Origin of the sequence: Cobetia sp. LC6, from assembly GCF_030264805.1 — a bacterium.
Classification (GTDB): domain Bacteria; phylum Pseudomonadota; class Gammaproteobacteria; order Pseudomonadales; family Halomonadaceae; genus Cobetia.
The window spans coordinates 382,757-404,667 of the sequence record NZ_JASSPL010000001.1; the positions used below are offsets into that span (position 1 = coordinate 382,757).

Consider the following 21,911-nt stretch of genomic DNA (forward strand, 5'->3'; position numbering starts at 1 on the left):
CTTGCCCCCCGCGCTGCCACAGGGGATCATGCCGCCATGCATCTGAGCAATGATCAACGGCGAATTCTCGCCCATCCCTTTCCCTCGCGCCTGCGCGATCGCACACCGGCCAACAGCGCCGAGCACAGCGATTGCGTGGTGGTGCGTGCCTGCGCCGGCAGCGGCAAGACCGTACTGATGGTCGAGCTGGCGCGTACCTACGCCGACGAGACCCTCATCTATACCTCGCTCAACCCGGCGGTGGCGGGGCGGACTGCCAGTCAGCTGCCTGCCAATGTCCAGTCGCTGTCGCTGCATCAGCTGGCGCGCCAGGCCTTGATGGAGGAGTACGGCGACAAGCTCAAGCGGCAGCCCGACATCACACGTCGTCTGGCGCCGCAGAGTCTCAGCTGGCTGGGCAGTCTTTCCAGCCAGTCGCGCAGCCTGATCGCCCAGGGCCTCAACACCTTCTTTGCCGAAAGCGATGCGGTGCCGATGCCTGAGCACCTGCCCGAAGGCGTGGCACAACGGTTGAGCGCCAATGAACTGCGCCAGCTGGTCGAGAGCATGCGGCTGGTATGGGAGTGCCTGCTGGACCCCGCCGATCATCAGCAGAGCCTGTCGTTCAATGCCTTGCTCAAGCTGTGGTCACAGCATGGCCAGTCGCTGGAGGCCGACCTGGTGATGCTGGATGAGGCGCAGGACGCCACGCCAGCGCTGTTGGCCATGCTGCGTCGCCAGCGCTGTGACCTGCTGCTGATCGGCGACCCGCATCAGAGCCTGTCGCGCCAGGTGGAAGGCATGAGTTCGCTGGATTCGCCGCTGCTGGCCGATGCCACCGTCTACTCGCTACCCGGCGCCTGGCGCTTCGGGCCGGCATTGGCGGCGCTGGGCACGCGGTTGGCGGCCTGTTCACCCACCGCGCGTGAACAGGCCATGAGCGGCCTCGGTCCGGCGACCCGTCTGGCGCTGCCCGCAGTGCGTGAGGCATTGCTGCACTCCGGCAAGCGCCACGCGGTGATCAGTGCCGGCCCGGTGGCGGCGTTGGGGGAGGCGCTGGCACTGCACCAGCGCGGCATCGCGGTGGCCTGGCTGGATGGCATCGAAGGCTATCCTCTGGCGGGGCTGCTGGATCACTGGCGACTCTGGCGCGCACATCAGCTGGCCGAGCAGGGCGACAGGGCCAGTCAGCGTGAGTGCTGGCGACTGCTGCCCCCCTCCCTGACGCGGCTCGGTCAGACTCCGGCGCAGGTACTGGGGGCTCTGGCGCGTCTCGATGATCATCAGGCGCGCAGTCTGCATGAGTTGGCCTCCTGGTATGCCCAGGCGCCACTCGACCAATGGATCGGGGAGTTGCGCAAGCACGATGGCGACCTGCAGGCCGCCATCGTCAGTGCTCACGCGCGGGGACAGTCGGTCGAGCTGCCCACGGTCATGCTGGGGACGGTGTTCCGCGCCAAGGGTCTCGAATTTGATTGCGTGGTGCTGGCCGATGATCTGGCATTGCCAAGCGAGCGCCAGCAATTGCCCAATCAGGTGCTGGTCACCAATCTCAGCTACACCGCCGCCACGCGGGCACGCCAGCTGCTGGTACTCAATGAGCGCCTGAGCCACTGGTGGCAGGCTCAGGATGAGAGTGAGCGCTTCCCTCTGCTCGAGGCACTGCCACAGGCCTGGCTGAGCGAGTCCACGCATGGCGTGCATGCACCCCACCCGTGGTGGGGCAAGGCACGTCTGTCGGAGTTGGCGCTGACACCGCGCAAGCGACTGCTGCTGCGCCGCCATGAGACATCGCTTGAGAGCACGTCTGCCGCAGTGTCGCCCTCGGCTGGCACGCGCGATCAGGCGCAAGCCTCGGTCGACTCTGCCAGCCATGATCAGCACCTGGGCCATGCCCGGGGCTCCGACGATGCCCTGCAGGCGCTCAAGCGTCAGGCACGCACCGATACGACGGCGCGCAAGCTGTATGAAATGGCCAGCAAGCTGCCGCCCGGGCGACCCTCCGGCGGTCTGCGCAGCCTGTTGACCCCGAGTGATGCCGCCGCGTCCACTTCTTCCCCCAGCGAGTCGCCGACCCCCGGCGGCCCGACGGAGCCTCTTGATGAGTGAGTTTGCCCCTACGTCCGCCGCGCACATGCACGACCTGGCGGCGCTGCGCTTCAACAACCGTTATGCCCGCCTGCCTGAGCACTTCTTCACGCGTGTCACGCCAGAGCCGCGACAAGGCACGCGCCTTGCCGATGTGAGTCCTGACTGCGCCCGTCTGCTGGGGCTGGAGGCGCCCTTGACCTCCGACGCCTCCAACGAGGAGGCGCTCGAGCAGCTGCGACTCTTGATGGCCGGTGAGCAGTTGTTGCCGGGCATGGACGCATTGGCCCAGAAATACACTGGCCATCAGTTCGGTCACTACAATCCGCAGCTCGGCGACGGGCGAGGCATTCTGCTCGGCGAACTTGAGGCTGATTACGGCAAGACCTTCGATCTGCATCTCAAGGGCGCCGGTCGTACGCCTTACTCGCGCTTCGGTGATGGTCAGGCGGTGGTGCGCTCCAGCGTGCGCGAGTACCTGGCCAGCGAGTACATGGCGGCGCTGGGCATTCCTACCAGCCGCGCGCTGGCGCTGGCGGTGAATGGCGAGCGGGTCCAGCGCGAGACCGTCGAGCCCGGCGCTACCGTGTTGCGCGTCTGCGAGAGCCACCTGCGCTTCGGGCATTTCGAGTGGCTGGCCCACTCCGGCCGGCATGAAGACCTCAAGACGCTGATCGATCACGCCCTGCGGGAGCACTTCCCCGAGAGCCTGCCCGAGATGCCGGATGAGGCTTCCGACATGGGCGAGATCGGGCGCGAGCCGCTGGATGAAGCGACACGTATCGCCGCCGCGCTGGCCATGTTCGAGATAGTGATCACTCGCACCGCAAAACTGATCGCGGCCTGGCAGGCCTACGGCTTCGTGCATGCGGTAATGAACACCGACAACATGTCGCTGCTGGGGCTGACCTTCGATTACGGGCCCTACGCCTTCCTCGATGGCTATGAAGAGAATCTGGTACCGAATCATACCGATCAGGCCGGGCGCTATGGTTTCGCCCAGCAGCCGGGCATCGGGCTATGGAATCTGGAGCGTCTGGGGATCGCGCTGTCGCCGCTGATCGATGTCGAAGCGCTCTCCGCTGCGCTGGGCGCCTATGAGGGCGAGTTGCAGCGTGAATATGCCCGCCTGATGCGCGCGCGTCTCGGGTTGCCGGATGCTCGCGATGAGGACATGACGCTGGTGCAGCAGTGGCGAGAGCTGCTGGCGGCCGGTAAGGTCGACCACACCCATGCCTACCGTCTGCTCAGTCATTGGGATGTCACGCAGCCCGTGCCGGAAACGCTGGTCGTGCGCCTGGCCGGCGAGCGTGGGCCGCATGGCAATTCGGCCCAGGCGCGCGATGAAGCCTCGGCGTGGCTCGAACGCTATCAGGCGCGCGTCATGGTCATTGGGCTCTCTGCCGAGAATGAGCGCCAGCGTCGTCTGGCCATGCTCGGCTGCAATCCGCTCTATGTGCCGCGCACGCATCTGCTGCTGGAGGTGATCGCACGGGTCGAGCAGGGTGATGACGCTACGCTAAAGGCCTTGCGTCAGCGTCTGACGGCACCCTTCTTCCGCCCCGAGGAGGGTAGTCTGGAGGCGGCGCAGGAGCTGGGGCAGGCGCAGGGCGTCGATGCCGAACTCGTCGATGACTGGACACGGCCACCGGCGGCAAATGCAGCGCCGATCTGCATGAGTTGCTCTTCCTGAGCGGATCTCCTGAAGGGGGCCTGAACTGCATCGCTGACAGCGCAAGCCGCGGCCGAGCATCCGCTTGGTGCAATGCAGGAAACACGCGCTGACACTCAAGTCATCGTCACGAAAATGGGATGCTGCTGCGGCGGTATCCCATTTTTCATGGCAGCCGCTGTCGCAGCCATAAGCTCGAGATTATGCGATGCATAACACAAAGCTGAGCTATTCTTGGTGAGGTGCCTTTTGTAAACTCATTGCAAATCAGTCACTTGGTAGTGCCGCAAGGCGCCTGTCAGCATAAGGTGGCTGTTATGGCTGTCATAACGATAGCTTTATGCTTGATTTTATTGCTTTTTTTGCACTGCAGCGCTTGACCCTGATGCACCGACAAGAAAAGACTGATGCTGGACACTCATCGTGTCGCGGGTGATGTCAGGCCTTCTGGCCATGCGTGAGTCACGGCTTGCGGTTCAGGCAAGTCTCACCTGTGACAGGCAATAACGTCGCTGAAAGCGCCTCCGGCAGGCAGGATGGCGCGAATCAGCGCTCAACAGGAACGACGCCATGAACCTTTCAAGGCTGGCAGCCTCAGGCATGAACACGGACGTGAAACGAGGTGCGCGATGCTGAATATTCTAGTCGTGCGCGAGATGCGTGCACCGGACCTGGTGACACCCGACGAGGGCGTGAGCAGCACACTGGCGCGCGGGGAGTGCCGCGTCGCGCTGGACCCGGTGACGGCCGGCAAGCTCGCGCGTCACCTGGACAGCAGCGTCAGTGACACCAGTGACGCCATCGTGCACGTGGAGAGCGGTGCCGGACGTCATGCACACTTCGACGATGCGGCCTACACCGCCCAGGCCGGGGTGGCGGTCGTTGCCGAGGCCGATATCGCGGCGGCGCGTGCCGCGGCGGATCTCGTGCTGTGCGTGCGCACGCCCAGCGAGTCACAGATCAGCGAGTTCCGTGAGGGTGCGGTGGTGGTGGCATTGATGACGCCGTACCAGAATCCGCAGCTGATCAGCAAGCTTGCCAGTCAGGGACTGACCAGCCTGTGCATGGAATTCGTGCCGCGTATCTCGCGGGCCCAGAGCATGGACGCCCTGTCCTCGCAGGCGGGTGTCGCGGGCTATCACGCCGCGCTGCTGGCGGCCAACGAGTCCTCGGTGTTCTTCCCGATGCTCACGACTGCTGCCGGTACCGTGCGTCCGGCGCGTGTCGTGGTGGTCGGTGCCGGCGTCGCGGGTCTGCAGGCCATCGCGACTGCCAAGCGTCTCGGCGCCCAGGTGTGGGCCTATGACATTCGCGCTGCCGCGCGTGAGCAGGTCGAATCGCTGGGCGCCAAGATGATCGATACCGGCGTCGATGCCTCCGGCGAGGGCGGCTACGCCCGCGAGCTGACCGATGACGAGCGCGCCCAGCAGGCCGATGCGCTGGCACGTCACATGGGCGATGCGCATGTGGTGATCTCCACCGCCGCGATTCCTGGGCGTCCGTCGCCGCGCATCATCAGCCGTGAGATGGTCGAGGGCATGAAGCCCGGCGCCGTGCTGGTCGATCTCGCCGCCGAAGGCGGTGGCAACTGTGAACTGACCGAGCCAGGCAAGCGTGTCGAGCACGCCGGCGTCACGATACTCGGCCCGCTGGACATGGCCTCGAGCCTGGCGGTCAATGCCAGCGAGATGTACGCCAAGAACCTCTTCAACCTGCTGACCCCCTTCATGAAGGACGGCGAACTGACGCTGGACTTCGAAGATGCGGTGCTCGGCCCGATGCGTCTGACCGATGGCGGCCGCATCACCCACGATGACGTACGCGCTCGCGCGGAGGACGCCGCATGATCGAAGGACTTTCTGCCGTATACATCCTGATGCTGGCGGCCTTCGTCGGCTACGAGGTCATCTCGCGTGTGCCGGTGATTCTGCACACGCCCCTGATGTCCGGTTCCAACTTCATCCACGGCATCGTGCTGGTCGGGGCGATGATCGCCCTCGGTCAGGCCGAGACCGGCATGCAGCAGTTCATCGGCTTCATCGCCGTGCTGCTGGGCGCCGGCAACGCGGTCGGCGGTTATGTGGTCACCGAGCGCATGCTGGAAATGTTCAAGACCAGTGATCGCAGCAAGGGCACAGACGCTGCCAATGGCATCAACGACAAGGAGGCTCGCTGATGAACTGGCTGGTCGAAACAGGGTATTTCGCGGCGGCGGTGGTCTTCATCCTCGGTCTCAAGCGCATGTCACACCCTTCCACGGCACGCAGCGGCATCCATTGGGCCGGTATCGCGATGGTCGTGGCAACGTTGCTCACCTTCCTGCATCCGCAGATTGATGGTCGTTATGGTCTGATGCTGCTGGCCATCGTCATCGGTGGCGGTATCGCCTGGTACTCCGGCAACAAGGTCGAGATGACCGACATGCCGCAGATGATCGCCATCTACAACGGCATGGGTGGCGGTGCGGCAGCGGCGATCGCTGCGGTCGAGCTGATGCGCATGAGCGACAACCCGGCATTGATCGAGCAGCACGGCTCGCTGGCGCTGTGGCTGGGCGTGCTCGGGGCGATGATCGGTGCGGTGGCCTTCTCCGGTTCCATCGTGGCCTGGGCCAAGCTGGATGGGCGCCTCAAGAAGGCGTTCAACTTCCCGAGTCAGCAGCTGATCAACATGATCGTGCTGGGTCTGACGGTCTATCTGGGCGTCGTGATCGCGGCGGTGGAACCGTCCGGCTCGCTGGTGCTTGTGTTCTTCGTGCTTGCGTTGCTGTTCGGCGCGATGCTGGCACTGCCCATCGGTGGCGCCGACATGCCGGTGATCATCTCGCTGTTCAATGCGCTGACCGGCCTTGCGGTGGCAATGGAAGGCTTCGTGCTCGGCAATGCCGCGATGATCATCGCCGGTACTGTCGTCGGGGCGGCCGGTACGCTGCTGACCCAGCTGATGGCCAAGGCCATGAATCGTCCGCTCCGCAACGTGCTGTTCAAGCAGTTCGGCGGCGCCTCCGGTGTCGAGCAGGGCGAGATCGAGGGCAGCATGAAGGCCTCCGATCCGATGGACGCCGCCGTGCAGCTGGCCTTCGCCGAGCGCGTCATCATCGTGCCGGGCTACGGCATGGCGGTGGCACAGGCGCAGCACAAGGTCTGGGAGATGGTCGAGCTGCTGGGTGAGCGTGGCGTCGAAGTGCGCTTCGCGATCCACCCGGTCGCCGGTCGCATGCCGGGCCACATGAATGTGCTGCTGGCGGAAGCCGGCGTGCCCTACGACATGATTGCGGACCTGGACGAGATCAACAACGACTTCGAGACCACCGACGTCACGCTGGTCATCGGCGCCAATGACGTGGTCAATCCGGTCGCCAAGAACGACGCCTCAAGCCCGCTGTACGGCATGCCGATCCTCAACGCCGATCAGTCACGCAACGTGCTGGTGATCAAGCGCGGTCAGGGTTCCGGCTTCTCCGGTGTCGAGAATCACCTCTTCTATCTTGACCACACGCGCATGGTGTATGGCGATGGTCAGAAGGTGGTCGGCGACATGATCACGGCCCTCAAGACGCTGTGATCTGATGCCTCGGCGTGATGGGGCAAGTCTGCCGCCATCCCGCCAGCGCTGAACAGACCGGCAATTTCTGCGCCTCAGGGGGCAGGGATTGTCGGTTTTTTGTATGTATCGAGAGTTCATGCATAACGATCGTTCATGCAAGTCGATGGTGCATGCCAGTCGATTGCTTGCGAGGCGCGCTTGGCAGGTACGCCACTCAGGTGTGTCACCCAGGCGCAGCCCCCTACGTTGGCCACGAAGCCTGCGCAGACATCTCTTGTTCAGCATTCTCTGACAAACTATGAGTACAATGCCTGCCATTCACTGAGCACATCGTCATCCAAGGAGTCTGCATGTCTGCCACTACCCCTTCACCTCGTCGGGCCATTCGTGATCGCGAGGTAAGCGAAACGACCCCTCAGGCGGTGGGACTCAATGTCTGCGTGCTGGGTGGCGGCAGCTTCGGGACCGCGATCGCCTCGATTGCCGCCGACAATGGTGCCAGCGTCACCCAGTGGATGCGTGATGCCAGCCAGGCCGAGGAAGTCAACACCCGGCACCGCAACTCTGGCTATCTGCCGGGCTTCGAGATCAATGCCTCGGTGCGTGCCACCACCGACATGGCCGATGCGCTGGCTGAGGCCGAACTGGTGTGCGTGGCGATTCCTTCCAAGGCCTTCCGCACGGTGGTCCGCCAGGCGCGCGCCCACCTGCGTGAAGGGCAGATACTGGTGGCCACCACCAAGGGCATCGAGAGCGAAGGCTTCACCCTGATGAGTGAGGTGCTGGAGCAGGAAACCGGCTTCACGCACATCGGCGTGCTGTCTGGCCCCAATCTGGCGGCCGAGATCGCCCAGCGGCAGCTGACAGCCACGGTGATCGCCTCCGACGACGCCTACACCCGCGCTCGCGTGCAGACGGCCTTCGGCTGCGACTATTTCCGTGTCTACGCCAGCAATGACCGCTACGGCGTCGAGCTGGGCGGGGCGCTGAAGAACATCTACGCCATCGCGGCCGGCATGGCCGCGGCCCTTGGCATGGGCGAGAACACCCGTGCCATGCTGATGACCCGCGCGCTGGCCGAGATGAGCCGCTTCGCCGTGGCCAAGGGCGCCAATCCGATGACCTTCCTAGGCCTTGCCGGCGTAGGTGATCTGATCGTGACCTGCTCCTCGCCGTTGTCGCGCAACTATCGGGTCGGCTACGCACTGGGGGAAGGGCGAACCCTCGACCAGGCGGTCGAGGTGTTGGGCCAGGTCGCCGAGGGTGTCAACACCGTGCGATTGGTACAGGATGAATCCGAGCGACTGGGCATCTACATGCCGCTGGTCAGTGGCATGGCCAAGGTGCTGTTCGAGAATGTCGACCCGCATCACATGGCCCGCGCGCTGATGGGCGGTGAGCAATCCAGCGATGTGGAATTCGTGCTGTCGCGTGAGTCGGTGCAGCAGGCGCGGCAGTTGGAACCCGACGGCTCCTGAGGACTCATAGCAGGTAGCGGTGATGGAGTGTGTTTCGCCATCCCCTTGTCTGACTCGTGCAACGCTCCGGTTGGCGAGTCCCTGGTCATCGGCCGCAGCGACAGAGCGAGTGATTTGGCGCTTGCGCTGCGGCAGTCATCTTTTCAGGAGAATGTCATGAGTGTACTGATCATGCGTCACGGTGAGGCCCAGGCCGGCACGCCGGACCCCAGCCGCGAATTGAGCGAATATGGTCGCGAAGAGGCGCGCCGCATCGGGTGCTGGTTGGCCCATCAACTGCCTGCCGAGCGTCGTGCGCGCCTGACGCTGGTCGTCAGTCCGTTCACCCGCGCCCAGCAGACCGCTCAGGAGATCTCCTCGGCGCTGGAGCTGAGTGGAGAGCAGCAGACCACGCTCGAGATCATCACCCCGGACGACCCGCTGACGCCGGTGCTCGACTGGCTTCAGACCCATGTGCCGCCCACTTCTGAAGGGCGCGAGCCGCGCGACTGGCTGATCATCAGCCACAATCCGCTGGTCTCGAATCTGGCCAGCGCCCTGGTCGATGGCCCCGGCAGCACCCAGCTGGCCTTTGCCACCGCAAGCCTCGCCTGGCTGGACGCCGATGTCTGGGCCGCCGGTCTGGCGGATCTGCACCAGTTCGTGAGCCCGGCGGAACTGGCGTAAGTCACGCGCGGCTGTCATGAACCAAAACCATTGAGCCGCAACCATTGAGCCAAAGCGAAACGCCCCCGCCAGTCTGCACTGGCGGGGGCGTTTCGCTTTGGCATGCAACCAGACTGCTGCCTGATCAGAGTGCTGCTGCTAGACCAGACCGCTCAGCTTGAGCACGAAGATGCCTGCCGTGATGGTGATGCCCGCCATCAGGGTGCTGATGGCAATGATGTTGGCGGCCAGGCGGTCATTGCCGCCCATCGCCCGCACCATCACGAAGCTTGCCGCCGCCGTCGGTGAGGCGAAGAACAGGAACAGCACCCCGAGTTCGGTACCGCGGAAGCCCAGCAGCACCGCGACGGTGATCGCCAGCAGCGGCACGCTGATCATCTTCATCAGGCTGGCACTCAGCGCCAGCTTGCGGCCTTCACGCAGCGAGCGCATCGACAGGGTGCCGCCGATGCAGATCAATGCCAGCGGCAGCGTCATGCGCGCGAAGTAGTCGCCGGAGGTCTCCAGCCACTCGGGCAGCTGCCAGCTGAATGCCGCGAAGGGCAGGGCGGCCAGCACGCCGAGAATCAACGGGTTGGTGATGATGCCACGCGCGATGCCGCTCCAGCTGGTGCGGCCATCGCCGAGATAGCTCGACAGCACCACCACCGACAGCATGTTGTAGGACAGGATGACGACGCCCATCAGGATGCCGCCCATCGAGAGGCCGAGATCGCCATAGAGATTGGCGGCCAGTGCCAGCCCGACGATGGCGCAGTTGCCGCGAAACGAGCCCTGTACCACCTCGCCGCGTTCCTTTCTCGGTACGCGCAGGATCGCCCAGCCCCACAGCAGCAGGAAGGTGCCCAGTGTCGCCAGCGCGAAGTAGGTCAGCATGCCCGGGCGCAGGGCGTGATCCAGGTCCGCGCGCACGATGGAGAGGAAGACCAGCGCCGGCATGGTGCCCTTGAATACCAGCGATGAGGCGGTGCCGATGAAGGTGTCATCGATCCAGCCGAGGCGTTTGAGGCCCAGGCCCAGAAATACCATCGCGAAGACCGGAACGGTGACGTTCAGGGTCGCGACGAACAGCGCCAGCATGTCGTTCATGAAGTAGTCTCGCTCATTTCAGCCCTTGTCCTGTGAGTGTTGCGGTCTGTCTGGTGAGGCTTTTGGTCAGCGCCTGGCGAGCGTCGCGCGATCGCCCATCGTGAACTGTCGTGTCAGCCCGTTGCGAGCTGTCGTATCAGCCCCGTCGTGAACTGCCGCGGCGGCCTGGCTCAGGCTAGCCAGAAGCCCGTGATCAAGGCCGCTGCCAGCAAGGCCCAGAACAGCCCGTTGCGCAGGCGGGTATCGCGGCGCGGCCTGGAAGACGGCGAGGAAGTAGCGGACTGCTTGTCATGCTTGGGCATCGAGGGGTCCTGTCCAGCAAGGTGAAATGTTGGCTCAGCGAGTGAAGGCTCTGGCAGCCACACGGCCGGCCAGCAAGACCTTCTGCCAACAGCGCGTGACTGTCATCCGTCCAGCATATCAGGCTTTCCTTAGACTTAGGGATAGTCGTGCAGCTCTGGTGACAGCACCAATGTCAGGTTCTGTTGACCGCATGCCGCCAACCAGGGGGGGGATGGTGGTCGAGAAGACCGGCGCCGCGATAGGCCTTGAGGGCCGGCAAAGGGTGGAATAGCCGCCATAACCGCGCGAGTGGCGACTGTGCGTGTCCTCCTGCTTGGCGAGCGCTGGCTGTCCGCTTACCCTGTGCGCTGCATTGTCATCTGTCACGGTTATCTGCCGGTGCCACGGTCATCTTCCGGCCTCATGATCACCTGCCGGAACCATCAGTCCCGGCTACGCATTGCCCCTATCAAGAAAAGTACAAGGAGCGGGTATCTTGCAGGACCCATACACGACCTCTGCGTCATCCTCTGCCGCGACTCGCTCTGCGGCAGCTCGATCTGCGGCAACCCCCGAGCGCGCGTCTGACGATCCGTCCGCTTCCCCGGCGTTGTTGGTCAGTCGCGGGCTCGGGCGTCAATTCGGTCAGCAACAGGCCGTCACCGGGCTGACCTTCACGGCCTCGCGTGGTGAGGTCATCGGTCTGCTGGGGCCCAATGGCGCCGGCAAGACCACCAGCCTGCGCATGCTGGCGGGCACGCTCGCCGCCACCCAGGGCCAGCTGGAGCTGGAAGGCGAATCCTTCGATGGTCGCGCCAGTCAGCGCCAGCTCAACCGCCTCAAGCGTCGCATCGGCTATCTGCCGGAGGGCGCACCCCTGTGGCCGCAGCTGACGGTGCGCGAGAGTCTCGAGTGCGTGGCGGGTCTGCATGGGTTGTCGCGCAAGGTACGCAATGATCGCCTTTCGGCATTGATGGATCGCCTGGATATCACGCCTTTCGCCAATCAATTGTGCGCCGTGTTATCCAAAGGCTATCGGCGTCGCGTGGCGCTGGCGATGGCGTTGACCCATGATCCGGACATTCTGCTGCTCGATGAGCCCACCGATGGGCTGGACCCGCTGCAGAAGGACAGCGTGCGCGCCTTCATTCGTGAGCTGGGTCGCGAGCGTCTGATCATCGTCTCCACCCACCTGCTGGAGGAAGTGCCTCGCATCTGTGATCGCGTGCTGGTCATGGCCAATGGTCAGCTGGGCTTCGATGACACGCCGGAGGCGCTGGCCGCGACCTCCGTCAGCGAAGGCATCCTGGGGGGCAGTCGTTCGCGCTACGGCGCGGGGTATGGCGCGAGTTCCAGTCTGCCTGTATGGCGAGTGACGTTGAGTCGGGCCTTGAGCGAGCGCGAACTGGCCAGTGTCTCGCGTCTGCCGGGCGTGGCGGCCATCACGCCCGTCAAGCCCGGCGATGCCATGGCGCGTGACAAGTCGCCGCTGGTGATCTCGACCGGTGCCGTGCTGCGCCTGGCCGGGCGTCTCCATCAGGACCCGCGCCCCGCGCTGGCACGCTGGTGCAGCTATATGGAAATCCGCCTCGATGAATGTGTCCATGAACGGGGCGATATCGAGGTCGCGTTCCGCCAGCTGGTGACGCGCATGGCGGAGCAGCCCTCGCCGCTGCCGATGCGCAGGCAGGCACCGCGCGCAGATCAGGAGGTGTCGTCATGAGGGCCGTTCTCGCGCTGGTCCGCCGTGACCTGCATCAGGCACTGACACAGGGCGCCAGCTGGTCGCTGCTGGTGGTGATGGCGGTGCTGGCGCCGCTGGGGGCCTTCGAGGTGGGCGATCTGCTGGCACGTGATCGCGCCGATCTTGGCTCGCTTTGGCAGGTGTTGCCCTGGCTGCTGGTGCTGTGGACGCCACTGCTGGCCCTGCGTGGCTGGCCGGAAGAGCGCGCCAACGGCCTGCTCGAATGGCTGTCCGGCCTCGGGCTGGGGTCGTGGCGGCTGGCCAGCGCACGCCTGATCAGTGCCAGCGTGCTGGGATGGCTGGGGCTTGCGATGACGGCGCCGCTGGTGGTGTTGGTCCATTGGCTCGGCACGCCGGATCTCGGCCTGATGCTCAGCGGCTATCTGGGCATGGCGCTGCTGGTGATGGCGCTGGCCAGTCTCGGTCAGGCGCTGGCGGTGCGCGCGCCTTCTGCGCTGTCGGCGTGGCTCGGGGCGCTGGTGCTGGGCCTGGCGCTGATGCTGCCGGGCACACCCGCGGTGACGAGCCAGCTGGCTCAGCATCTGGCACCGCACTGGGTGCAGTTGCTCGATCTGATCAGCTTGCCGGCGCATCTGACGCCTTTCAGTGAAGGCCGGCCGACCTGGCTCGATGCCAGCTACTTCCTGCTGCTGACCCTGGCCGGGCTGGTGCTGCAGGCGCGCGGCCTCAGTCAGGAACGCCATGCACGCAAGCAGGCGCCACAGTGGCTGGTCACGGCGGCACTGGCGGCTGCGGTCACCGCGCTATTGCTGGCCGGCGTGCGCCTGCCGCCATTGCTGAGCGCCGACGGCCACAACCCGCTCACCCGCGCGCATGATCTGACCGCCACGCGTCAGCACAGCCTGAGCCCTGCCAGCCGCGCGGTGCTCGGTGGCCTCGAGGCACCGGTGACGCTGACCTTCGCCTACAGCGAACGTTTCGCCGCCGATCTGCCGCAGCTGCGTGAGCTGGCGACACGGATCGAGACGCGTCTGGCCGCCTTCGCGCGTGAACCGCAGATACGCCTCAAGCGTGTCGACCCTGCACCGGACAGTGCCGACTTCGCGGATCTCGAAGCGCAGGGCCTGACCGCACTGTCATTGCCGGGCGGCGAAGAGATGCTGTTCGGGCTGGTGGTGGATGGCCCCTATGCCGAACGCCGCGCCATCCCGCTGCTCAAGGCGGCGGATATCGGCGGGCTGGAGGCGCAGGTGACACGCCAGATCCAGGAAGTCTCGCGCACCGAGCCACCGCGCCTGGGTGTCGTCTCGCGTTTGCCGGTGATGGGCCAACCCAGTCTGGAGCAGGGCAGAGCGCTGGGCAGCTGGGGCCTGATGGAGCATCTCAATGCACGCCTGCGCATCGACTGGCTGTCGGCCGGTGATGATGCCGCGCGCCCGATCGCCGATCAGGATGCGTTGCTGGTGATTGCGCCGCGGCTGTTGCCGGTCAAGACGCTGGAGGCCATCACGGCCTATCTCGAGCGTGGCGGCCGGGTGTTGATGCTGGTGGACCCGCTGCCCGAAATGCTCGACCAGCCGGCGCCGGCTTCCGAGGCGCTCGAGGCCTTGCTGGCGCGCGCCGGGCTTGAATCACGCGCGGGCGAGGTGGTGGCGGATGCACAGCTGGCCTTGCCGATCGGCTTGCTGGACGGCACCCGTGCGCTGAGCCCGACACTGCTCGGGTTAAGCGCTGCGCAGCTGTCGGACGCCGCGCTCAACCTCAATGTCGAGCAATTGGTGATGTCCAGCGCGGGCTGGTTGGCGCCGCTGTCTGATGTAGCAGACGCATCATCGAAAGGCCCGGGAGCGCAGGAAGCGCCGTTGCAGTGGCTGATTCGTGCCAGTGATGAGGCGCGCCTGATTCCGGCGGCACGTGTCCACGCCAGCCGCATGGACCCGCGTCCGCTGTCGGGACTGGCAGGGGAAACGCCGCCGGCCGGTGGGCTGGCCGTGCTGGCGCAATGGCCGGCAGCGGGCGCCAAGAGTGGCCAGTTGCTGGTGGTCAGCGATGTCGATATGGCCAGTGACCGTCTGTGGCGACGCACGGCAGCGGATGGCAGCGAGCAGGCCCTCAATGCCAATGCGCGCTGGCTGGAAAATGCCGTGGATCTGCTGGCAGGCAGCCCCGAGCTGGTCGCCCTGCGTGCGCGTGCCCATCAGGTGCGCGAGCTGACGCGCCTGCATCAACTGGCCGATCGTCAGGCCGCCGAGGAGACCCGGCTGCGCAATGACTGGCAGACGCGTCTGAGTGCGCTCGGCGCGACGCCGGTATCTGGCAAGGCCGAAGCCGCGCAGCAAAGCGACGCCCTGGCGGCGATGCAGAATGACTTCGAGGACGCGTTGTCACGTCAGCAGCGTGAGGCGAATGCCGAGCGTGATGCCCTGCGCCGCGAGCTGCGCCTGTGGACGCTGCTGGCCTTGCCGGTGGCGTTGAGCCTGCTCGGCGAGCTGATCTGCTGGCGCCGCTATCGCGCCAGCCGTCGCGCGGGCTATCAGTCGACAGGGCGTCTGTCGGGCCACGGGCAACCCAGCGGGAAGCGCAGCGCAGAACGAAATGAACAGCGCAATGCACAGCGCAATGGACAGCACAGCGCCCGCTTTGCGAGTGACGCCGTCACAAACGTGCCGACAGGCTCTAGCAAGTCAGCCGCAGGCAAGGCAGCTTCAGGCAAGGCAGCTTCAGGCAAGGCGACGCCGAGCGATACTACCCAGTCGGGAGGTGATTGATGGGGCGCTTCAATCGGGCGGGATGGGCACTGACGGCGTTGGTCTCCGTGGCCGCGGTGACGGCGCTCACCGCAGGGCCGTCACTGCTGGAATCGCTGCGCTCAGGCGTCGCCACGGGCGGAGCAGCCCCTGCCCAGTGGCAACGTGATGCGCTGCTGAGCGAGTCGCTGACGACAGTCGCCGCGGGCCAGTCAGGCGTCTTGCAGCCCTTGCCGCTGCTGGCGCAGGTGGCCGCCTCGGCGCAGCGTATCGGCATTCGGCGTGGCACAGATGCCAGCCAGGACTGGTTGAGCCTGGCGCGTGGGCCCGCAGGCGACTGGCAGATCACCTCATTGGCTGGCTGGCCTGCCCGCCAGAGCAAGGTGGAGGCGCTGGTGAGTCAGCTGGGCGAAGCACAACTGCGCACGCGCAAGCCGGCCACGGACAAGGCACTTGAAGCGCTGGGCTTCAGCGCGCAGTCGCCGCTGCTGAGCGTGAAGGGCAACGGCGCTCAGGTGAGTCTGCAACTGGGCGCCAGACCTGCGGCGGCAACGCAGGTGAACAGCGCGGGCAGTGCTGAGTTGGCGGGGCGCTACGTGCGATGGGTGCCATCGCCCTCGGACGCGAAAGTCAAAGGCTCCCCCACCATGAATGGGGCGGATGGCGCGCCGGTCTGGGAGTTGACGCGCGATATCGGGTTGCCGGATTGGCGCGGCGGCATGGCGCCCAGTGAGGTGCTGGATGTCACCGAGCTGCGCAGTGACGCCGCGGTGTACAAACCGCTGAGTCGCCTGGATATCTCGCTGGCGGCGTCTACGCTTTCGTCTTCTGTCCGAGGCGCGTCAACACGGCAAGCGCCGCTGGTGCGAGGCCTGGCACCTGACAGCGACGCTGCCCATGAGATTCTCGCTGCGCTGTCGCCACTGACGCAGAATGACCTGCGCCCCCGCGCCTCCACGCCTGAAAGCGGCGCAGCCCAGGCAGACGGCTGGCAGCCCGCCGTGACGCTGACCCTCAACTGGTCGCGCCCCTCGCTCTATTACCGTCAGCATGAGCAGCTCAGTGATCGCACCCAGCTGGTGCTGGCCATCGCGGCCGGCAGCAAGCCCTGGGCGCGACTGACGCTCTCCGGCAAGGGGTGGCCACCTGAACTGGTCGCGCGCTTGAATGCCGTCGAGATACAGGTCAATGGCGCGCTGCGTGATCATCTGCTGGCACTGGGCGCGAGGGCGTTGCAAGACGAACCCATTGAGCTCACGGCTGTCGCGATTCAGGCGGCACTGGCGGTCAGTCGTGCCTTGGCGCTGCCTGAGGCGGAAGCCGCTGAGCCGAGCACGAAAACCGTCGGTGCGCTGGTGCCGGCAGCCATGGAGGAGGAGTGAGGTGCTCCATGGGCCAAAGGGAGGAGTAGCGCCCATGGGGCGGGGCTGGCATGCTGTTGACTATATTTAAACAACCGTTTGTCTGGGCGCGTCAGGGACGGCGGCCCGTGGTAAGGAGACCTTGCGATGAATGCCACCTCACGGCAACCCCGGCCCGGGCAGCACTTGTCCGAACGTGCCTTGTCCGAACCTTCCATGTGCGAAAAGACCTTGTCCGAACAGGACGGCACTGACCCGGCCAGCTTGAATGCGGACACCGAGCGTCCGGTACTGGCCTTCGCGCATGCCAATGGCTTTACCGGTGCCTGCTACAAGAGCCTGCTGGCGCCGCTGGCCGAGCACTTCAATCTGCTGCCGGTGGACCGACTGGCGCACGACCCTGCCTACCCGGTCGGCAACAATCTGATCTCGCTGCGTGATGAGTGGCTGGCGTGTCTGGATGCCGCGCTGGGGCCGTTGCCCGCGGCGGGCGGCACCGGGCGCAAGGTGATCGGGGTCGGCCATTCGCTGGGAGGCATCGTCAATTACATGGCGGCGCTCAAGCAGCCGGAGCGCTTCCACTGCCTCGTGCTGCTCGATCCGCCGTTGATGCTGGGCCGCGATGCGCTGGGCATGAAGGTCGCCAAACGCTTCGGCTTCATTGATCGTGTCACGCCGGCGGGCCGTACCCGTGGGCGTCGCGCACGCTGGGATTCCCGTCAGGCCATGCAGGATTACCTGCGCCGTCGCTCGCTGTTCGCCAACTTCACGCCAGAGGCGCTGGACGACTACATCGACAACGCCACCCATCGTCACGCGGATGGCAGCCTGTCGTTGAGCTTCGATACCCGTCATGAGGTCGAGATCTTCCGTCACCTCAGCGATCACCTGTCAGGCTCACCGGCGAAACTGGCGGTGCCGGTCAGGATTCTGGCCGGCGCCCAGTCTGATCTGCTCACGCCGGCGCGTCAGGCACGCCTGCGCCGCGCCGGGCTGACGGTGGAGCATGTCCGGGGAGGACATATGTATCCCTTTGAACACCCACAAGAGACGCGCGCCGCGCTGCTGGCGGCCATCGCGGACCTCGCGCCGCCGAATATACTTCCGCCAGGTCTGCTGGCCGAGAGGCAATCATGAGCATTGATCACACCGTTCGGGACATCGCTGCAGCTCCCCTGAGCGCCAACGTTACGTTGCGTGAGCGTCGCTTCCCACGTCGTACGGGCGGAGAGCTGGCGGCCCTGGAGTGGGCGCCTGCCGAGCACGCCGAGCAGGCACCGACGTGGCTGGCGCTGCATGGCTGGCTCGACAATGCCGCCAGCTTCAGCCGCCTGGCGCCGTTGTTGTGTGAGCGGCTCGGCATTCGTCTCATCGCCATCGACATGGTCGGTCACGGGCGCTCGAGTCCGCTGGGCGAGCACGGTGATTATGCGGTGTGGGATTACTGCCACGATGTGATCGAGGCGCTGGAAGGCCTGTATGACGAGGGGCTGCCGCGTGCGCCGGTCACGGTGATGGCGCACTCGCTGGGGGCAGCGGTGTCGGGGCAGGTGGCTGCGGCGCTGCCGGAATATATCGCGCGCCTGGTGCTGATCGATGGCATCGGCGCACTTGCCACGCCAGCCTCGGAGGTGGTCGACCAGCTGCGCCGCGGATTGCTGGCACGCCATGCGCAGCCGGCCAGACGCGCCGCTACGCGACGTGCCCATTATCGTCATGTCGAGGACGCCGTGGCGGCGCGGGTTGCGGGAGGTGTCACGCCCATTGATGCCGATACGGCGCGGCCGATCGTCGAGCGCAATCTCGAGGTGCTGGAAGACGGTGGCCTGCGACTGAGAAGTGACCGTCGCTTGCTGCGGCCTTCATTGATGCGCTACACCCCGGAGCAGGTGCTGGCGTTATTGGCGGCGTTGACCCAGCCGGTACTGCTGATCGAGGGCGAGCGGGGTATTCTGACCATAAGGCACGAAGCACAGCAGGCGCGTGATGCCGTGAAGCGGCTGGAACGTCGCGTCTTGCCGGGTGGCCACCACCTGCATCTGGAGCCACCGCATGTGGCGGCGGTCGCCGATGCCATCGTCGAGTGGGTCAGCTCGCAATGAGTGATGCACCCTGTGCCGTATCCGTTCATCTATCATCATCTGCAGCGGGAGACATGCCATGGCCAAGCGCAAGACCATCGCCCTGGCACTGGGGAGTGGCGGGGCTCGAGGCTATGCCCATATCGGCGTCATCGAGGAAGTGCTGGCGCGCGGTTACGACATCCGCGCCATTTCGGGCTGCTCGATGGGCGCACTGGTCGGGGGCATCCATGCCGCCGGCAAGCTGGATGCCTATCGTGACTGGGTCTGTGAGCTGGATTATTTCGACGTGCTGCGGCTGGTGGATGTCACCTGGAGCCCGATGGGCGCCATCCGCGCGCGCCGCATCATGGAAGAGCTGGAAGCCCTGATCGGTGATACGCGTATCGAGGATCTGCCGATTCCGGTCACCACCGTCGCCACCGACCTGATCGCCCAGAAGGAGGTCTGGTTCCAGAGCGGCAATCTGCTCGAGGCGATCCGGGCCTCCATCGCGGTGCCCGGGGTGATCACGCCGGTGCAACGCGACCGCAAGGTGCTGGTGGATGGCGGCCTGATGAATCCCTTGCCGATCACGCCGCTGGTCGCCGCCCACGTTGACCTGGTGCTGGCGGTCAATGCTACGGCGCATTCGCCGCGTAACCAGACGTTGGAACAGATGCTGCCACCGGCCGATGCCGCCGAGGAAGAGGCGCGCGAAGCTGCCCTGGAAGCGCGCGGCGGTGGTTTCAGCGACTGGCTGCGGGGAGTGCGTCGCGGTGCCGAGCGCATCTTCTCTGCCGAGAAGGAGCAGGCGCTGGAGGACCAGCAAGGCATGGCGTTTGCCAGTCCGGTCGGCGGTGTCCCGCTGCCACCGGGCGATGCCTCGCGCTTGAAGTTCGAGGCACTCAAGAGCAGCGATGCCGAGCCAGTGCCGGGCACGGAAGCGTTGGCAGAGCCGCAGGCAGAGGCTGGTGCCGTGACCCAAGGCAAGCAGTCGTCGCCTGCGAACGACGTCGAGCCTGAACGGGTCGATGAAAACGCGCCGGAGCTTGCCTGGGGCAAGCTGGACATGATGATGCGCTCCTTCGATATCACCCAGGCGACGCTGGCCAAGTACAAGATCGCCGGCTATCCGCCGGATATCCTGGTCGAGATTCCCAAGACGGTATGTGGCGCCTATGAATTCCACCGCGCCGCGGGCCTGATCAAGCTGGGGCGGCACCTGGCCGCCGAAGCGCTGGATCGCTACGAGAAGGGCAGCGATGGCTAGCCTTTTTTGAGTTGTCCTTTGACGAAAAGCCCCCGCCAATCGGCGGGGGCTTTTCGTTGCAGTGCTCTTCGTTGCAGTGCTCTTCAACACGACGCTCTTCAATACAGCGCTCTTCGTTGCAGTGCGTGTGACGGAGCCTGAGCGAAATGTCGTCTCAGCCGTTGATCCACTTGTCGAAGATGGCGGCCTGCTCACCGGTACCCTGCATCTGGGTCAGCCACTGATCGACGTAGGCCTTCCAGATGTTGTCACCCAGCGGCAGCAGATAGCCCTTCTGGGAGAAGGTGAACGGCGAGTCCGGGTGCACGCTGCACAGCTCCGGATGACGGCTGGCCTGCAGCTGCGTCTCGATGGCGTCGGTGACCATCACATCGGCACGGTCTTCGATGATGTTGTTGAAGATGGTGCGGTTGTCGTCGTGCGCGACGCGAGCGGCATCGCTCAGGAATTCATTGGCGAAGCGCTCGTTGGTGCCGCCCGGGTTGACGGTGATGCGCACGCTGGGCTGATTGATCTGCGCGACGGTCTGGTACTTGTCGACATCCTCGCAGCGCACGATGGGCGTCTTGCCACCGGTCTGGTAAGGCTGGCTGAAGTAGGCCTGCGCCTGACGGTCCAGCTTGACCGAGATACCGGACATGGCGATGTCGCACTTGCCGGAGGTGAAGTCTTCCATCAGCGTCGGCCAGCTGGTCGGCACGGTCTGTACCGTGGCGCCCAGGCTCCTGGCCAGTGAGGCGGCCATGTCGATGTCGATGCCTTCGAAGTCGCCATTGTCTTCACGGTGGCTGAAGGGCGCGTAGTCACCGGTGGTGCAGACTTTCAGCACCTGGTCTTGTTGCACGCGCGAAAGCGTACTGTCGGACAGTGCATCGCTGGCGGCGGCCGGCATGGCGAAGGCCAGTGACAGACCGGCGGCGGTCGCGCCGCCGAGAATGACAGCGGAAAGAGCGCGGCGTGAAGAGAGGCGAGTTGGCTGTTCAGCGTTGGGTGTCATCAGGGTGTTCCCTTGTCGTTATGGCGGCAGGCTCGGCATGAGCCCTGCCTCTGCTGCTCAAGTGCTCGGCTATTCAAGCACTCCGTTATTCAAGTACTCGGCTATTCAGATGCTCACTATTCAAGTGCTCGGCTATTGTCAGGTGCTCTGATCATCAAGTTCTCGGCGGTGTGGCGAGCGCGGGATTCGCTCAGTCGAGCAGCGGGTCACGGCCCTTGCTGCGCAGCAGGACATAGACTGCGCCGCTGCCGCCATCCAGCTCCAGTGACGAGGTGAAGGCCAGCACGTCAGGCCATTGGCGCAGCCAGGCATTGACGTGGCTCTTGATGATGGGGTGATCGGCCATGCCGGTCCATGCCTTGCCATGCACCACCAGCACGCAGCGTGAGCGACGGGCAATGGCATCGTCGATGAAGGACTCAAGCTCGATGCGAGCCTGCTCCAGCGTATAGCCGTGCAGGTCGAGACCCGCTTCCCAGGCGATCTCGCCGCGCTTGAGACGCTGACGCTGGCGGTAGGGGAGATCGGGCACCGCGAAGTCGAGCAGCTGGCTGGGCGTGACCGGCTCGACCTGGCCATCGGTGGTGCGCGATGGCGTGCCGAGCGAGTCGGTCGAGGCTTCACTGGCGGCCGCGCGGCGCGCCGCCAGACGCGCCTGCTCTTCCTTGTCGACGGGCTTGCGACCGGGATCGGCGCGGTTGGTGGTGATCTTGCGTACGCCGGCCTGCTTGAGGGCGGCACGGAAGGCGTTGAAGTCGTCGCCGGTATCCGAGCTGTCGTCGTGGTTGGGTGGCATGGCCGGGCTCCGCGGGCAATAAAATGGCAAGTCGCGCAGTATAGCGCGGCTGTTGTCGCTGTCGAAGACACGCGATTGTCACTGTCGAAGACAAACGGTTGTCGCTTGCGAAGACAAAAGCGACAGGCACACCAGCAAGGCATGCCAAGGGTCGCCGCCACGCCTCGTGAAC

The 21,911-nt window shown here is 65.3% G+C and carries 17 protein-coding genes; 13 read left to right on the forward strand and 4 right to left on the reverse strand.

Going from position 1 to position 21,911, the window contains the following annotated elements:
* Nucleotides 1–36 precede the first annotated feature (36 nt).
* From QQF40_RS01690 to sixA, 7 genes are all read left to right on the forward strand, one after another.
* Nucleotides 37–2,088, forward strand: coding sequence for an AAA family ATPase (locus QQF40_RS01690; RefSeq protein ID WP_285460212.1), 2,052 nt, complete (start codon nt 37–39; stop codon nt 2,086–2,088).
* Complete coding sequence (locus QQF40_RS01695) at nt 2,081–3,760, forward strand: protein adenylyltransferase SelO (protein WP_175088124.1); 1,680 nt, start codon at nt 2,081–2,083, stop codon at nt 3,758–3,760. Before QQF40_RS01690 ends, QQF40_RS01695 begins: the two co-directional genes overlap by 8 nt.
* Nucleotides 3,761–4,368: 608 nt before the next feature.
* Nucleotides 4,369–5,586, forward strand: a complete 1,218-nt coding sequence (locus QQF40_RS01700) for an NAD(P) transhydrogenase subunit alpha (RefSeq protein WP_217485766.1) — start codon at nt 4,369–4,371, stop codon at nt 5,584–5,586.
* Nucleotides 5,583–5,915 (forward strand): NAD(P) transhydrogenase subunit alpha part 2, encoded by a 333-nt coding sequence (locus QQF40_RS01705; RefSeq protein WP_043335532.1) that lies wholly within the window; start codon nt 5,583–5,585, stop codon nt 5,913–5,915. Before QQF40_RS01700 ends, QQF40_RS01705 begins: the two co-directional genes overlap by 4 nt.
* The gene (locus tag QQF40_RS01710) at nt 5,915–7,303 is read left to right on the forward strand and encodes an NAD(P)(+) transhydrogenase (Re/Si-specific) subunit beta (RefSeq protein WP_175088123.1); all 1,389 of its coding nucleotides are present in this window, start codon (nt 5,915–5,917) and stop codon (nt 7,301–7,303) included. Before QQF40_RS01705 ends, QQF40_RS01710 begins: the two co-directional genes overlap by 1 nt.
* A 332-nt stretch (nt 7,304–7,635) precedes the next feature.
* Complete coding sequence (locus QQF40_RS01715; protein WP_084589572.1) at nt 7,636–8,763, forward strand: NAD(P)H-dependent glycerol-3-phosphate dehydrogenase; 1,128 nt, start codon at nt 7,636–7,638, stop codon at nt 8,761–8,763.
* 156 nt (nt 8,764–8,919) lie between these two features.
* Complete coding sequence (sixA, locus tag QQF40_RS01720) at nt 8,920–9,429, forward strand: phosphohistidine phosphatase SixA (protein ID WP_175088122.1); 510 nt, start codon at nt 8,920–8,922, stop codon at nt 9,427–9,429.
* A gap of 138 nt (nt 9,430–9,567) precedes the next feature.
* On the opposite strand, the gene QQF40_RS01725 is transcribed toward sixA, so the two are convergent.
* Together QQF40_RS01725 and QQF40_RS01730 are read right to left on the reverse strand one after the other, a co-directional pair.
* Nucleotides 9,568–10,518 carry an AEC family transporter gene (locus tag QQF40_RS01725; protein WP_175088121.1) on the reverse strand — a complete coding sequence of 317 codons (951 nt, stop codon included), beginning with the start codon at nt 10,516–10,518 and terminating at the stop codon, nt 9,568–9,570.
* Between the two features lie 170 nt (nt 10,519–10,688).
* On the reverse strand, nt 10,689–10,820 hold the full coding sequence (locus tag QQF40_RS01730) for a hypothetical protein (protein WP_263643036.1): 132 nt from the start codon (nt 10,818–10,820) through the stop codon (nt 10,689–10,691).
* A 476-nt stretch (nt 10,821–11,296) separates the two neighbouring features.
* Here QQF40_RS01730 and QQF40_RS01735 point away from each other — a divergent pair, with 476 nt between their 5' ends.
* From QQF40_RS01735 to QQF40_RS01760, 6 genes are all read left to right on the forward strand, one after another.
* On the forward strand, nt 11,297–12,523 hold the full coding sequence (locus QQF40_RS01735; RefSeq protein WP_175088120.1) for an ABC transporter ATP-binding protein: 1,227 nt from the start codon (nt 11,297–11,299) through the stop codon (nt 12,521–12,523).
* A complete protein-coding gene (locus QQF40_RS01740; RefSeq protein ID WP_175088119.1) occupies nt 12,520–15,273 on the forward strand; it encodes a GldG family protein in 2,754 nt (917 codons plus the stop codon). Before QQF40_RS01735 ends, QQF40_RS01740 begins: the two co-directional genes overlap by 4 nt.
* The gene (locus QQF40_RS01745; protein WP_285460214.1) at nt 15,273–16,634 is read left to right on the forward strand and encodes a DUF4340 domain-containing protein; all 1,362 of its coding nucleotides are present in this window, start codon (nt 15,273–15,275) and stop codon (nt 16,632–16,634) included. Before QQF40_RS01740 ends, QQF40_RS01745 begins: the two co-directional genes overlap by 1 nt.
* A 180-nt stretch (nt 16,635–16,814) precedes the next feature.
* Complete coding sequence (locus tag QQF40_RS01750) at nt 16,815–17,750, forward strand: alpha/beta fold hydrolase (RefSeq protein ID WP_285460215.1); 936 nt, start codon at nt 16,815–16,817, stop codon at nt 17,748–17,750.
* Nucleotides 17,747–18,715: an alpha/beta fold hydrolase gene (locus QQF40_RS01755; RefSeq protein ID WP_175088116.1), complete on the forward strand. Its 969-nt coding sequence runs from the start codon at nt 17,747–17,749 to the stop codon at nt 18,713–18,715. The genes QQF40_RS01750 and QQF40_RS01755 overlap by 4 nt, the downstream gene beginning before the upstream one ends.
* 58 nt (nt 18,716–18,773) lie before the next feature.
* Nucleotides 18,774–19,946 (forward strand): patatin-like phospholipase family protein, encoded by a 1,173-nt coding sequence (locus tag QQF40_RS01760; RefSeq protein WP_175088115.1) that lies wholly within the window; start codon nt 18,774–18,776, stop codon nt 19,944–19,946.
* Between the two features lie 154 nt (nt 19,947–20,100).
* Here the strand turns inward: QQF40_RS01760 and QQF40_RS01765 are convergent, their stop codons facing one another.
* Nucleotides 20,101–20,943 (reverse strand): transporter substrate-binding domain-containing protein, encoded by an 843-nt coding sequence (locus QQF40_RS01765; RefSeq protein ID WP_285460216.1) that lies wholly within the window; start codon nt 20,941–20,943, stop codon nt 20,101–20,103.
* Between the two features lie 190 nt (nt 20,944–21,133).
* Nucleotides 21,134–21,739 carry a Smr/MutS family protein gene (locus tag QQF40_RS01770; protein ID WP_175088113.1) on the reverse strand — a complete coding sequence of 202 codons (606 nt, stop codon included), beginning with the start codon at nt 21,737–21,739 and terminating at the stop codon, nt 21,134–21,136.
* Between the last annotated feature and the right edge of the window lie 172 nt (nt 21,740–21,911).